This is a genomic window from Aquimarina discodermiae (assembly GCF_040786235.1).
Classification (GTDB): Bacteria; Bacteroidota; Bacteroidia; order Flavobacteriales; family Flavobacteriaceae; genus Aquimarina.
Window position 1 is genome coordinate 52,787 of record NZ_JBFMKP010000030.1, and the last position, 15,068, is coordinate 67,854.

General features: G+C 33.7%; 8 protein-coding genes. 4 read left to right on the plus strand and 4 right to left on the minus strand.

From position 1 onward, the window contains the following. Positions 1–25: 25 nt before the first annotated feature. The 3 genes from ABW636_RS18150 (at position 26) to ABW636_RS18160 (ending at position 5,664) form a co-directional block, all read left to right on the plus strand. Positions 26–781 (plus strand): UDP-2,3-diacylglucosamine diphosphatase, encoded by a 756-nt coding sequence (locus ABW636_RS18150; protein WP_367591497.1) that lies wholly within the window; start codon positions 26–28, stop codon positions 779–781. 502 nt (positions 782–1,283) lie between these two features. After that, entirely contained in the window at positions 1,284–1,625 is a 342-nt protein-coding gene (locus tag ABW636_RS18155) for a GIY-YIG nuclease family protein (RefSeq protein WP_367591490.1), read from the plus strand. Between the two features lie 577 nt (positions 1,626–2,202). After that, positions 2,203–5,664, plus strand: a complete 3,462-nt coding sequence (locus tag ABW636_RS18160) for a CHAT domain-containing protein (protein ID WP_367591491.1) — start codon at positions 2,203–2,205, stop codon at positions 5,662–5,664. Positions 5,665–6,007: 343 nt separating this feature from the next. On the opposite strand, the gene ABW636_RS18165 is transcribed toward ABW636_RS18160, so the two are convergent. Both ABW636_RS18165 and ABW636_RS18170 read right to left on the minus strand, forming a co-directional pair. After that, positions 6,008–6,979: an ABC transporter ATP-binding protein gene (locus ABW636_RS18165; protein ID WP_367591492.1), complete on the minus strand. Its 972-nt coding sequence runs from the start codon at positions 6,977–6,979 to the stop codon at positions 6,008–6,010. 415 nt (positions 6,980–7,394) lie between these two features. Then, positions 7,395–9,926: a T9SS type A sorting domain-containing protein gene (locus ABW636_RS18170; protein WP_367591493.1), complete on the minus strand. Its 2,532-nt coding sequence runs from the start codon at positions 9,924–9,926 to the stop codon at positions 7,395–7,397. A gap of 420 nt (positions 9,927–10,346) precedes the next feature. On the opposite strand from ABW636_RS18170, the gene ABW636_RS18175 reads away from it, so the two are divergent. Next, positions 10,347–11,918, plus strand: a complete 1,572-nt coding sequence (locus tag ABW636_RS18175) for a tetratricopeptide repeat protein (protein WP_367591494.1) — start codon at positions 10,347–10,349, stop codon at positions 11,916–11,918. A gap of 186 nt (positions 11,919–12,104) precedes the next feature. On the opposite strand, the gene ABW636_RS18180 is transcribed toward ABW636_RS18175, so the two are convergent. Continuing rightward, on the minus strand, positions 12,105–14,276 hold the full coding sequence (locus tag ABW636_RS18180) for a prolyl oligopeptidase family serine peptidase (RefSeq protein WP_367591495.1): 2,172 nt from the start codon (positions 14,274–14,276) through the stop codon (positions 12,105–12,107). Positions 14,277–14,472: 196 nt separating this feature from the next. After that, positions 14,473–14,841 carry a DoxX protein gene (locus ABW636_RS18185; RefSeq protein ID WP_367591496.1) on the minus strand — a complete coding sequence of 123 codons (369 nt, stop codon included), beginning with the start codon at positions 14,839–14,841 and terminating at the stop codon, positions 14,473–14,475. Positions 14,842–15,068: the final 227 nt, after the last annotated feature.

The window sequence follows — 15,068 nt, forward strand, 5'->3', positions numbered from 1 at the left end:
AATGGAAGAAAAGAATCAACATCACATAGAAATCCCTATTGGGAAAAAGGTATATTTTGCGAGTGACAATCATTTAGGAGCTCCAACATCAGAAAAGAGTTTTCCGCGAGAACAAAAGTTTGTAAGTTGGCTGGATGAGGTTAAAAAAGACGCAGGTGCTATCTTTTTATTAGGAGATCTTTTTGATTTTTGGTTCGAATATAAAACGGTAGTTCCTAAAGGGTTTACCAGAACCATGGGAAAACTGGCAGAAATTACAGATGCAGGAATACCAGTATATTACTTTGTAGGCAATCATGATCTGTGGATGAATGGATATTTTGAAGAAGAGCTTAATATACCTGTGTATCATAAACCACAAGAATTTACCTTCAATACTACTACTTTTTTTATTGGTCATGGTGATGGTCTGGGACCAGGAGACAAAGGATATAAACGAATGAAAAAAGTGTTTACCAACCCAGTATCCAAATGGCTTTTTAGATGGTTACATCCAGATTTAGGTGTGCAATTAGGACAATACCTTTCTGTTAAAAATAAGCTGATTTCTGGTGATGAAGATGTGACATTTTTAGGAGAAGATAATGAATGGTTGGTGCAATACTGTAAAAGAAAACTAGCAACTAAACATAGAGATCATTTTGTTTTTGGTCATAGACATCTTCCTATGGAAATAAAATTAAATGAAAAATCCAGTTATACGAATCTTGGAGATTGGATTCTTCATTATACCTATGCAGTTTTTGACGGAAATGAACTGAAATTAGAGAAATTTGAATAACCGAAGATGAAAGAAACATCCTCCCAACTCTTCTAAAGGGGAGAAGAAGTTTTTTGATGTTAGTTGCCGGTATTAATATTACCCGTGTCATTCCAGCGTAGGCTGGAATCCAAAACATAGAAACAAATAGATTCTGGATCAAGTCCAGAATGACATAAAATAAGAAATGCCTATAATTAAGTTCTTATCTTATTAATATTTTCCGTGTCATTCCAACCCTTCGATAAACTCAGAATAAACTAAAGGCAGGAATCTATGATATTAGGATTATAGAGGTTAACCCTTATTTCATTATTAAATTTGTTTAAAAAACCAAGAAAAGTAACAAAAACAATCCAAATGACATTAACTATAAAGAAACATACTTCGACGGTGCCTGTCTTGAGCTTGTCGAAAGGTTCAGTATGACAGTTGTTTTTTAACACTGACAATCATAAAACGTTTGTCACACTGAGCTTGTCGAAGTGTTACCAAAATGTTCTCGAAAGATAAAAACCATAAAATGAAATACTATTATACCTATATTATCGAATGTAAAGATGGTTCATTTTATATAGGAATGACAAATGATTTAGAACGTAGATTGAATGAACATCAAGACGGACATAAACCTAATTGTTATACCTATACCAAAAGACCTTTGCGACTCAAATGGTTTAAAATTTACACCAACCCAAGTGAAGCAATACTAAAAGAAAAACAACTAAAAGGATGGAGCAGAAGAAAGAAAATAGCGTTGATCGAAGAAGATTGGGAGCAATTAGTAAAATATTCGAAAAATTTTACTCAATTTAAACATACTTCGACAGTGCCTGTCCTGAGCCTGACGAAGGGCTCAGCATGACAGTGTAACTTATAATTGGATTACTGCTAAAGTATTAATATGTAATTTTAAATACAGTTAAAAAAACGTAGTGTCACCCTGAGCCTGTCGAAGGGTATTCAATTTATAAAAATGTAAATACAAAAAATATGCTTCGACAAGCTCAGCATGACAGTGTAACTTATAATTGGATTACTGCTAAAGTATTAATATGTAATTTTAAATACAGTTAAGAAACGTAATGTCACACTGAGCTTGTCGAAGGGTGTTCAATTTATAAAAACGTAAATACAAAAAGCATGCTTCGACAAGCTCAACATGACAGTGTAACTTATAATTGGATTACTGCTAAAGTATTAATATGTAATTTTAAATACAGTTAAAAAAACGTAGTGTCACCCTGAGCCTGTCGAAGGGTGTTCAATTTATAAAAACGTAAATACAAAAAACATGCTTCGACAGGCTCAGCATGACAATATAGTTTATAATTGTATTAGTGCTAATAAAAAGACTAAAATGAAGTACAAAATACAGTTAAGAAACGTAATGTCACACTGAGCTTGTCGAAGTGCTATCGAAGTGTAAAAACAAAACAAAAATGAATACACATATACCCCATACATCAAAAAACCAAAGTCATATGACCGAACAAAAACACCTCGGACATCCGACATCCGACTTCTGGCCAATAACAACCATACTATGGTGTATCTTCCTCCTAACCATCACCCCAACCCACAGCCAAACCCAAAACGATACCCTGGTAGCCTATAGGCACTTTAAAAAAGCAGATTCATTACTTACCTATAGAGTTTTAGACAGTGCGATTGCTTATTTTAAAACAGCATTACCCATCTATGAGCACCATAAAAACTGGGAACGGGTCGCTGGCTGTTATAATAAGATTGCAGAAAGTAAAAGGTTAAATACTAATTATGAAGAGTCTTTAAATACAGCGAAAACAGCTTTAGAAATTTGTAAAAAGTACCTGCCAAAAAACAATAAAGAAGAAGCTAATGCATATGATAACTTTGGAGATTATCACTGTTGGGGAATGCGTGATTTTGATACCGCATTAAGTTATTATAAGAGAGCATTAAGTATTAGAAAAAAAATCTTTTCAACCGACCATCTGAGTTTTGCAAAATCATATCTACTGATTGGAAACATATATCTTCTAAAAGGTCAATATATTAACTATGATATAGCCGAGAATTACTATCTAAAATCATTAGAAATTAAAGAAAAAAAATTAGGACTACAACATTTTAAAACAAGATATAATTATTCAAACCTTGCCATTGTTTACTATCGAAAGCAAAAATACAACAGAGCATTAGAACACATTAAAATTAACCTAAAGATTCAAGAAAAAGTGTTTAAAAAAAATCATTTTGAACATACTAAATCTTATGAGATTCTAGGAAATATTTATGAAAAAACATCAGATTATAATAAAGCAATTAATTACTTGAAAAAAAATCTAGATATATTAACTAAAGCTCATAAAAAAAATAAAGTAAAAATCACCTTTTTACTTACGCAGATTGGAATTTGCTATAAAAAAAAAGGAGAATATGAAAAAGCATTAGAGTTTTACTATCAAGCATTAGAAATTAATGAAGATCTAAAAAGATCAATGTTATACAACAATATTGGTATTATATATAAATACAAAGGAGAATATAATAAATCTTTACAATACTTGAAGAAAGCACTTTATGTTAATAATTCAATTAATGGAGAAATAAATAAAAGGTCTGCTCTTAATTACAATAATATAGGAGTGATTTACAAATTAAAAGAAGATTATAAGCAAGCTGTATTTTATCTTAAAAAGGCACTAGGTCTACGCTTGCAACTCCTGGATCAATATCATATAGATATTTCATATTCTTATAACGATTTAGGAGAAGTGTATGCTGCACAAAGAAGCTTCTCTAAAGCATTAGAATATTTTCAAAAAGGACTACATATAAGAATGACTATTTTTGGCAAAAATCACCCTGACATCGCCGATTCATATGATAATTTAGGAGATATCTATTTTGACAAAAAAGAATATACTACTGCATTAACAAGTTTCCAAAAAGCATTAAGCATACGGTTAGCTGTATTTAATACCCACCATCCCAAAGTAGCACAATCCTATAATACCATAGCAAAAGTGTATTGGGCACAAAAGGAGTATACCATAAGTTTATCATTTTATGACAAAGCCATCGATGCCAACAAAAATTTACAAAAGCAAGATGGTACAGATCATTATTATGATCTTAACATCCTATTAAACTCTTTACAAGGGAAAGCCAAGGTATACAACCTGCTTTATCAACAAGATCAAAATCAAGAACATTTGGCTAACGCTATAGCAATATACCAACAAGCCGATGTACTAATCGATCAAATTCGAGGTACGTATACCGCTTATCAAGACAAAGTAGCTTTTTCACAAAAAGCCAAAGCCATTTATCATGAGGCTATGGCTACACAATTACTGTTGTATGAATTACAAAAAGATCAAAAGGCCTTGGCACACGCCTTTTATTATACCGAGAAAAGCAAGGCCAATACCCTAAAAGAACTCTTAAACAACGCCAATGCCAAAAAATATACAGGATTGCCCAGTGATCTGGTAACCCTGGAAAAAGAACTACGTACCGATCAGGCATTTTACCAATCCCAAATCACCAAAGCACATGCCCAGCAAAAAAGAGATACTGCCAAAATCACGCGCTTCGAAAATCAATTGTTCGAGATCACCCAGCGGCAGGATTCTGTAATCCGTATCTTAGAAAAAAACTATCCTGCCTATTACCAATTGGCACATCAAAAAAAGATGATTTCGCTACAAGAAATCCAACAACAATTAGATGAGCATACTACCATCCTCGAGTTTTTTACTGCCGATACGCTTACCTATGCTTTTATCATTTCTAAAAAACAGGTAAGTGTACAAGAATTGGTAACCCCAGATCTGGTGAAACGAGTAGAAGCGTTTCGTAATCATATCACCTCAAAAGACTTACAAGCTTATAAAACGTTAGGGCATGACTTATATCAACAATTGGTAGACCCTATACGTCATCAATTGGTAGGTGATCAATTGGTCATTATCCCAGATGGGCCGTTATGGCATCTTAATTTTGAGATATTACTTACACAAAACGATGCTTCTAACAATCCGGTAAACTTATCCTATCTGCTTAGAAATTATGCTATCTCTTATGCCAATGCAGCCAATTTGGTATTTACACAGGACCGTCAGGCAACAACAGCATCTAATACTAAAAAACAAGAATGTCTGGCCTTTTCGTTTTCAGACAGTATCCAACTGGCAAAAAACAATGCGCAAACCCATCAAATGAGTTTGTCCACCTTAAGAGGCCTGGGAGATGACCTGCCGGGTACCCGTAAAGAGATCAAAGCCATTTCTAATATCATCGATGGCCAATATTATTATGGGGCACAGGCTATCGAAGCTAATTTTAAGAAAAATGCTAACCGGTATAATATCTTACACCTGGCCTTGCACGGCGATGTAGACCACGAACGCCCAGAAAACTCAAAGCTCTACTTTACCAAAACCAAAGACACCCTAGAAGATAATCTGCTCTATGGTCATGAGTTATTTGCTATGGATATCCCGGCAGAGCTCACCGTACTTAGTGCCTGCAATACAGGTACTGGTAAAATTGCCAAAGGCGAGGGAGTGATGAGTTTGGGTAATGCATTTCAGTATGCAGGTACCAAAAGTTTATTGTTAAGCCGTTGGGAGGTATCAGACAATACAACCCCAGAATTGATGACATATTTTTATACCCACCTTAAAAAAGGAATGAACAAAGCCAAAGCCTTACAACAAGCAAAATTACAATACCTCGCCAATGCCGATATACATCGTACCCAACCGGTATATTGGGCTGGGTTTTACCTGGTAGGTGACCCTGCTCCTATACATTTTGAGAGCAATACACTACTGTATTGGGCATTGGGGATAGGAGGTATGCTGGTGTTCATGTTGATTGGGTGGTGGTATAGGAGAAAACGCCATAGTTAATGGTTAAGTACAAAATGGCTTAGTACGAAAAAACACCCCCTCAGCCCTACGGGCAGCTCCCCCTCAAAGGGGAGCACCAGGAGTATAAATTCTACTTGTCACTAGACTATAAAACGATACAACCGGCAAGTTCCTCTTTTAACGGCCTGCCCTGAGCCTGACTAAGGGCTCAGCATGACAGTCGTTTTCTATACTGATAATCGTAAAGCATAATGTCACCCCTGAGCCTGTCGAAGGGTTTATAATCAATTTACAGGGGTTACCCCTTAAAGAACACACTTCGAGAGGTTATATCAAAATGCTTAGGATAAATTGTGTTTAAAGGTTACAAAGAAATTAAGCTTTAAAATACCGTTCTTTTCTGAAAGATTTCTTCTGCTATGGTAATCCCAACTATTTCTGGAGCTTTTAATGCCTTATTGTGATTAAAAAAGACGATAGTGTTTTCAAAAACTGCTTCGGTCAAATAATCATTACCAATAAAATAAGCATTTTTAACCCTTACTTTTTTATCAGAATTTTGATCCACTTTTATTTCATGCGGATAGATCAAAACCGTACCTTCCTTTTTCGAATTTGTAAATAAAGAAAGTGCCATTTCATTTACCTCACCAAATAAAGATGCTACATAATAGTTGGTAGGATTTTGATATAAGTCGATAGTGTTTTTTTGAGTTAATATTTCTCCCTGTCGAATGACAATGGTCTGATCTGTAAAAGATAGAATATCTGTTTTATCATGAGTAGCGGTAATGCTTGTAATTTTATTTCGTTTCAAGTACCTATAAAGGTTTCTTCGTAAAGAACTTCTCCTAAAATTATCAATATTACCAAAAGGCTCATCCAATAAAAGTACTTCAGGTCTTTTGGCCAATGCTTTTGCCAACGCTACTCTTTGTTTTTGACCCCCACTCAAGTTTTCTACCTTAGTATGGGCAAAATCGATCATTTCTACGATTTCTAACAGTTCATTTACACGGCCTCGTTTTTGCTCTGGTTCAAAATTGGATAGATATTGACCTATATTTTCTGCAACACTTCTAAAAGGCTGTAATTCGAATCCTTGAGAAAGATATTTCATTTTCTCTTCACCAGGAACAAGATGAAAGAGCGGACCCAATAACTTTTCATCATCCCAAAATAGCTCACCATTTTGAACTTGTAAAAGACCATAAATAATTTTTAATAAGGTACTTTTTCCACAACCACTGGCTCCGATAAGAGCAATGTGTTGTCCCTTTTCTATATTGAAACTTACATTTTTTAAGACAGGTTGAGTGTCGTAAGCAAAAGATATATTTTCGACTCTAAGCATTCTCAAATATATTGAACTTTGATCAAAAAAAAACCCGCTTTTGCAAATGAAAAACGGGTTTTTTAAAAAATTATGGTTGTAATTATGCTTACACGTATTTAAAAAGAGTAATCTTTTTATTTTATAGCAGTTTTATTTAGCCTTTTATAATTTCTAATTGATCTCAAATCTAAATTTAACTGTTCTCCAACTGCTTTTTTTAGTATTGTACTATTTCGGTATTTAGAAGTCAAATGCTATAAAAAATGACCTTGGGTTAACTACACCCAAGGTCTGAATTGAAACATAATTGTACTTATTTAACACAAACTCAACTTATACGAATTATAATTGCTTCAATTTGTTATGAGATTTATTTTACACCAAAGAAGTTATTCTATCTAAGTTTCAGTAAAATTAATCCTTTAGATATCTTTTATTTGATAATAATCTTTTCAAAAGAATCTTTATGGTTACTATATTTTGTTTTTACCGTATACATTCCTTTTGTATAGCTAGACAGATCTATTTGTTTTTTTATTTTTCCTGTATCGTATATTGAGTTTTCATAGATTCGCTGCCCTAAAAAGTTGAACACTGTAATCTGCTCTATTTTCTTTTCATTTTCTACGATATTAATAACACCAGTAGATGGATTAGGATATATTTTACTTTCTAATTCTGATCCATCTTTACGATAATTATAGTAATTACTATATCTGTTCTCCTCTCCATTAATAATAGAGAACCTCATAAAGGTAAGACGACCTATAGTGTAGTTTACTTTTGGAGTGGCAGAAAGCGTATATTTTCCATTCGTTACAAAAGGATTTTCCTGATCCTCAAAAGCGATGTATGGTGCTGTAAAATCTTTGGCACTTCGATAACCAGAACCAAGAGAGAACATTCCAAAACGAACGGTTCCGTTAGCACTATCTCCAAAGTTTGCTAAAGCTTCTATATTTATTTTTCCACCTTCTATAGAAGACAAATCAATCTCATCACCTTTAAATAAGGTACCTAAAACATCATTTGTGGTTGCGTTTCTAACCTGAAAACGATAGATACTAGGGTAAGGTAAAATACTTGCTGTTGCTACATCTGCTTGTATAAATCCATGCCCAGTACTAAAATCAAAACCTGAATCTCTAAAATCGATGGCAGTATTTATAAAAGCGGTAAGAATTTCATCTTTTGTTAAATCCCTTCCTAAATCTCGTCTGGAAACTTCTTGCATTAGAACAGCTGCAGCCGCAGCATGTGGTGCTGCAGAAGAAGTTCCGAAAAAATTAGGGAAACCATCATTTTCTACATCGCCATCACCAGTTGAGCCAAAAAAGGAAGTGTTTGCCCCATGAGGACCCATAAAGTCTGGTTTGTTACGAACGATAGGAGCTATAGGGTTACCATCTCTGTCTAATAAAACAGCAGTACCTCCTACAGAAGAATTAAACCAAGGTTGTAATGTACCGCCAAATTGTGGAGTATTATTATAATTTACAGCGCCAACAGTAATAGCTCCGGCAGCATTTGCATGACCTACCAAAGTACCGGTAAAGGGTCTAAATCCAAAATTAGTGGCTTGATTTATAAATTTTATTCTACCTGGGTTTGGACCTTCTACAACACCAATGGCAATACTAAGATTTAAAGGTTCTTCTGTAAGATTTGTAAAATTATTAACTCTTTCAAAAGGTACTTCATTTGTGATACTGGTGTGCGTACTCCATGCAATAGGACTTCTTACACCGTTTCTTTCGCCTATAATCATGATTGTTAAATCACTATCAGGACCTGGGCCTTCTGGGTTTGCAAAAATGGAAGGATCATCCCATTGCATTGTTAGATTTGGTCTTTGACCAGGATTTAACACAAAAGGTAAAGTCGGAACAGCAATCGTGTCGTTATTTACAACTATTTCTTCTGTATGGTCATTTCCAAAATCATGTAAACGTCCCCATGGCCCGCCTATATCAATGCCAGAATCTACAAAATCTGCTTCGTAAGAATTTAACCCAGCATTAAGAGCTGCGGTAAAATATGTTATTCCCCTAGTAGTTATATCATCTATGGCTTGGTTAAGGACACCGTCCTGAAAGTATGGTTCGTCAAAATAATTAATATCGTCAACAATAAAATCTACACCAGCATCGGCTAGTTCATAAATCCCATCAACATAATCTTCTATCCCCAAAAAAGCAGTACGAATAAAGATTTCTGCTCCTGGTGCTATGTCATGAATAATTTCTGCCATTGCACGCCCTTCATCCACAGCTGGACTGTCTAATAGAAAATCAGGTCCTTCTCTCAATAACACCACTTCTTGCGTATATCCATTTGGATTATTGGCGCCGGGCAAATCACCATCTATAACAGATTGAGCAGCGCTTTCTAATAAATCATAACTATTAGACATTACCCCTATTCGAATGCCAGTTCCATCTACTTTTAGATTTTCACGAACCGCCTTGGTAAGCATTGAGATATCTCCTTGAGTAACAGTTTTTCCTGTTTTTGCAGATGCTCTTTTTTCTTTAGAGAAAAAAGAATTTGTGTTTTGAGAAGTAGTTTGAGCAGCACAATGCTTTAATGATGTCAAGGACTCTAAAGATGTTATTTTATCTATAGGAATCCATGCGGTTACATATTTACCTCTTATTTTACATCGTTTTGCACCAATTGATGCTAAATCTTTTTCTAATGCAATTACACTTTGATTAGGAAAAGCTCTTACCAAAACAGCATTATTATCAACAATGACTCCTTCGGTATTTTTATCAATAACTGATTGTAAATCTAAACTTAGTTTAGAAAGTGTGCCTCGTTTTAGATAGTTAGCTTTCGAGGCTTTTTTTTTAATGTTACCATTTTCTAATTCTTGTACTTCTAATGTTTTTTGTGCTTGTGACTCTGTGACTACAAAGCAAAAAACTGTCAGTATTCCCGCAACAATGTTCTTGTATTTCATAATACTTTTAACTTTTAATGTGTTCGTGTTTACTTTAAATTAATCTTATTGAACACCAAATCGGTTTATGAAACCATGTATTTGTATAGTGGGGGAGTACAATACCTAGACAAAACTTAAAATGTCTATATATGTGAATTGTTTATTAAAAGACAATGCAAAGCTCCAAAAAGAATGAGGATATTTTGCATTGGTATAACATAAAAAAAGTCTACAAATTATATGGAATGGTAATAAATAGGTCTACAAAAAGTCTACAGATATACTAAACCCTATAAATCAGAGGTTTTTAATATATTTATAATACCTATAAAACTTTTGTTAAAATTGAAAGCCCTCATGTTTTTTTATTCTCGAATACAATTTACGGTTTACCTTTTTTTGACTTGCGCATGTCTGCAGGCAAATACATTTAATTTTTTGCAAGAAAAAAGGTTTTCTGTAAAAGATACCATTCGCATTGACGAATTACGTCTAAAAGGATTGAGTTTGTGTCAAAAAAAACCAGACTCTTCGATTGTATATATTAATGAGGCCATAGATATGAGTAGAGCTATCAATGATAACCTTAGAGTTGCCAAAGGTTTGAATTGTTTGGGAATCGCTTACAATGCTAAATCAGATTTTGAAAAATCCTTTATACTCTATAGAGAAGCACTTGACATTTTAGAAAATGAAGAATCTCTGGATACTCAATCTGCTGTTTATAATAATATTGGTAATATTTACCAGTCATTTGGCCAATATGATTTGGCCGAAAGTTATTATGTAAGATCTATTGCTATACTTATGGAGGTGAATAGCCCCGTAAAGGCATCATTTCTTAATAATACATTCGAAAATCTCGCATTCGTTAATTTTTATGAAGAGCGATATGAAAAGTCTTTGGCTTATATAGAAAAAGCACAACAAATAATAGATAACGAAAACGTAGATAAGGATACGCAAGATTTTAGGAATGCCAGAATATTAATGCTAAAAGGGATAGTATACTTAGAATTAGGAAATATTGATGTAGCAGAAAAATTATTGTTAGACAACTATGATACTATCGAGTTGTCTGGAGAAACCACCCATATCGCCCAAGCAAATTATTATATTGGTAGTATGTATAAGGTTAGAGGCAAACATGATAAGGCTGTAACCTATTTTTTAAAAGCGCTGGCTTTATCAAATTCTATAAAAGACCTTTCTCTTAAAGCAGAAATTCAGCTTGATTTGGCTGCTACTCATCAAATACTGGAACAGTATAAATTGGCTTTTGAATACCTTACCATGGGGACAGCTTTAAAGGATAGTTTGTTTGGTACCCGAAATACCTGGAAAATATCAGAACTAAAAGATAATTATGAAAAAGCACAACAAGAACAACAGCTTATTTTAGCCCAAAAAGAAAAAAAAATTGACCATATTATGAAAGCGATATACTTATCGGGTGCCATTATTATTGGTCTGTTTGGGTTGTTGTATTTTAGTTATTTAAGAACAAAACATAAAAAAGAGAAAAAGTTAATAGAAAAAGAAAAGCAAATAGCAGAACTAGAACTCAATAAAACCAAAGATATTCTCGAAATTAAAAATAAAGAACTTACAACCTCTGCTTTACAAATCATAGAAGATGGAGAACTTATCAAACATTTTAAAGATGATATTTATGAAATTAAAAAAGGTGTAGATGAAGTTCATCAACAAAAGATTGACAACCTTCTGGCATCTGTAAATAGAAACTCCAAAAAAAACTGGGATGCTTTTAAACTGCGTTTTGAACAGGTAAATTCTGGTTTTTTCGAAAAACTTGGAGAACAGTATCCTACCCTAACACCAACAGAGTTAAAGCTTTGTTCTTTTCTAAAACTGCACTTTAATTCGAAGGATATTGCCAATTTGATGGGTATCTCTAGTAAAAGTGTAAAAATGGGACGTTATAGATTACGTAAAAAATTTAATCTTCCTAGAGAAGTAAATCTCACCGAATTTATATCTAGATTTTAGCTTTGTTTTAGTACTACTAGAATGAGTTCAAAGTAAAAAATCCGTTTTCTATCTAGAAAACGGATTTTTTAGTATGGTTTTTAATCCACATTGTGGAGTTTAATTCTCTGAGGCTTGTCTCGAAATGTAAAAACTGTTTTTCCGTTGGATGCCTCATGAACTTACTCAGAGGTAGTTGACTAAAGTTTATTTTTTTAGTTGAGCTATAGTTTTTTCTGGCAAAACTTCGTATCCCATATTGTATAAGGTAAAGCCAAAAATATCTGCATATTGCTCTATAGTTTTGCTAACAGGTGTTCCTGCACCATGACCTGCGTTGGTTTCAATTCTTATTAGTGTAGGGTTTGTACCAGATTGCTTTGCCTGAAGTTCTGCAGCAAACTTAAATGAATGTGCCGGTACGACACGGTCATCATGATCTCCTGTAGTAACCATTGTTGCAGGATATTGTACGCCTTCTTTTACATTATGAACGGGAGAGTACCCTTTTAGGTATTCGAACATTTCTTTACTCTCTTCTGATGTTCCATAATCATAGGCCCATCCTGCGCCAGCTGTAAAAGTGTGATATCTTAGCATATCCAAAACACCAACTGCAGGCAAGGCTACTTTCATTAAATCAGGACGTTGTGTCATTGTTGCACCAACCAATAAACCTCCGTTAGAACCACCTCGAATTGCTAAATAATCGCTAGAGGTATACTTATTTTCTATTAAATATTCGGCTGCTGCGATAAAGTCATCAAATACATTTTGTTTCTGTAATTTTGTACCTGCAATATGCCATTTTTTACCATACTCGCCTCCGCCTCTTAGATTGGGTACGGCATAAATACCTCCTTGTTCCATCCAAACGGCATTGGCAATACTAAAAGAAGGCGTAAGACTAACATTAAAGCCACCATAACCATATAAAATGGTAGGGTTTTTACCGGTAAGCTCGATTCCTTTTTTATAGGTAATAATCATAGGTACTTTTGTACCATCTTTAGAATTATAAAATACCTGCTTACTTTCGTAGTTTTCTGGGTTAAAATCAATTTTTGGTTCGCGATACAGGGTAGATGTTCCTTTGGCGATATCATATTTATAGATACTACTAGGAACTTTGTAGTTTGTAAACGAATAATAGAGTTCTTTTTCTTCCTTTTTAGCACCAAATCCGCTTGCACTACCAACACCAGGTAATATCGCTTCTCTAATTAATTTACCATCATAGTCGTATTGAAATACTTTTGAAACGGCATCTACCATATATTCTGCAAAGAAATACCCTCCTCCTGTATTGGGGCTAAGTACATTTTCTGTTTCTGGTATAAAATCTACCCAGTTTTCTGGAGTAGGGTTTGAGGCATCTACAGTAACTATTTTTTGGTTTGGAGCATTTAAATTAGTTACCAAATACAGTTTTGAAGCTACATTTTCGATAATATAGGTGTCACTTTCTGTAGTATCCAAAATAGTGATCAATTTGCTATTAGAATCTTTAAGATCTTTTATAAATAATTTGTTTCCAGAAGTAGAAGTACTGGCAGATATAATTAAATATTGATCATCTTCTGTTAGGTATGCATAGGTATACCTATGTTTTTCTTCTTCGGTTCCTCCAAAAATAAGTTGATCGTCTTTTTGTACAGTACCTAGTTTATGGTAATATACTTTGTGTTGATCTGTTTTTGCCGAAAGTTCACTTCCTTTGGGTTTATCGTAACTAGAATAATAAAACCCATCATTACCTCTCCAGGACATTCCAGAAAATTTAACATCTATGATAGTATCTTCTAAAACCTCTTTGGTTTCTACATTTTTAACAATTACTTTACGCCAATCACTACCTCCTTCAGAGATAGAATATGCAATTAGTTTTCCGTTTTTAGAAAAACTGACACCTCCCAAAGAGGTAGTTCCGTCTTTACTAAAGGTGTTTGGATCAAGAAAAACTTCGGGTTCTTCTCCTTCTTTTTTAAATCGATATAAAACGTGTTGATTTTGTAGGCCATCGTTTTTATAAAAATAAGTATAATCACCTTCTTTAAAGGGAGGACCTACTTTTTCGTAGTTCCAAAGATCAGATAATCGTTTTTTAAGATCTTCTCTAAAAGGAATCTTGTTTAAATAATCAAAAGTGGTTTTGTTTTGAGTAGTTACCCAATTTTCGGTTTCTTTGCTTCGATCATCTTCTAACCACCTATAAGGGTCTTTTATTTTGGTTTCGAAATAGGTGTCAACGGTATCTACAGTTTTAGTTTCTGGGTAGTTCAATGCAATAGTAGTTTTATTGGATTTTGTTTCTTGTGTTTGATTCTTACAAGCTATCATTACGGTTAAGATAGATAAGAGAATGAACGTATTTTTCATAATGTTTATGGTTGTATGCCCTACAAATCTATCAAAAGAAGCTTCTAAAAGTGCTAAAGAAAGTATAAAAATGACTGCTCTGCAAGTAATCCTAATAAAGAAAGGAAGGGTTTCTTTATATATTGTTTTGGGGTTTAACAATATGCGAATTAGTTAGAAGAGCAGTCGAGGGCTTCGTGTAAACTTAAAAATGATCTTAGAAAAGCGGTTTATAGCGATCCCAATGGGTATAAATCAAAAATGTGTTTACAAGAAAAACAAATATTGCGGGTCCTATATTTTTAGGGTCCAAAATAATATGAAATAAAATAATATTTATTGATATCGGTGCCAATACAACCAAGGCAAAAGGTACCGACATATTAATTAATAGTAAAAAACCAACAAGGACCTCGATTAATCCTACTGTTTTTAATACATAACTATCAGCGAGGGCTCCAAAAAACACTATGGCATCTGGATTGGTAAATTCTAAAGCAGGAATAAATTCGATAAACTTATTCATTCCAAAAATAATCAATAATGCCCCTAATAAAATTCTTAAAACCAAAACTAACTTACTCATAACTTCTGATTTTTAAATATTTATAGTATAATGTAGACGAAAAAATAGTAGAGTCCTTACATAAGGTAAAAGAATATACTACACCACTAATATCCTTTCTGGTATAAAAAAAGAGGCTGTCTAAAAAGGCAGTCTTTTTTTTGTAGATTTTTGAGTTATTTTTTAACTTTAAGAATGAGTAGAAAAGTAGTTTTTAAGACCTATGATCAAGATCAGTTAAGTTTATT

What these genes read in the sequence shown, in the direction of transcription:
- ABW636_RS18180 (WP_367591495.1), bottom strand. Translation starts at nt 14,276, where the DNA reads ATGAAAAATACGTTCATTCTCTTATCTATCTTAACCGTAATGATAGCT.
- ABW636_RS18160 (WP_367591491.1), top strand. Translation starts at nt 2,203, where the DNA reads ATGAATACACATATACCCCATACATCAAAAAACCAAAGTCATATGACC.
- ABW636_RS18165 (WP_367591492.1), bottom strand. Translation starts at nt 6,979, where the DNA reads ATGCTTAGAGTCGAAAATATATCTTTTGCTTACGACACTCAACCTGTC.
- ABW636_RS18170 (WP_367591493.1), bottom strand. Translation starts at nt 9,926, where the DNA reads ATGAAATACAAGAACATTGTTGCGGGAATACTGACAGTTTTTTGCTTT.
- ABW636_RS18155 (WP_367591490.1), top strand. Translation starts at nt 1,284, where the DNA reads ATGAAATACTATTATACCTATATTATCGAATGTAAAGATGGTTCATTT.
- ABW636_RS18185 (WP_367591496.1), bottom strand. Translation starts at nt 14,841, where the DNA reads ATGAGTAAGTTAGTTTTGGTTTTAAGAATTTTATTAGGGGCATTATTG.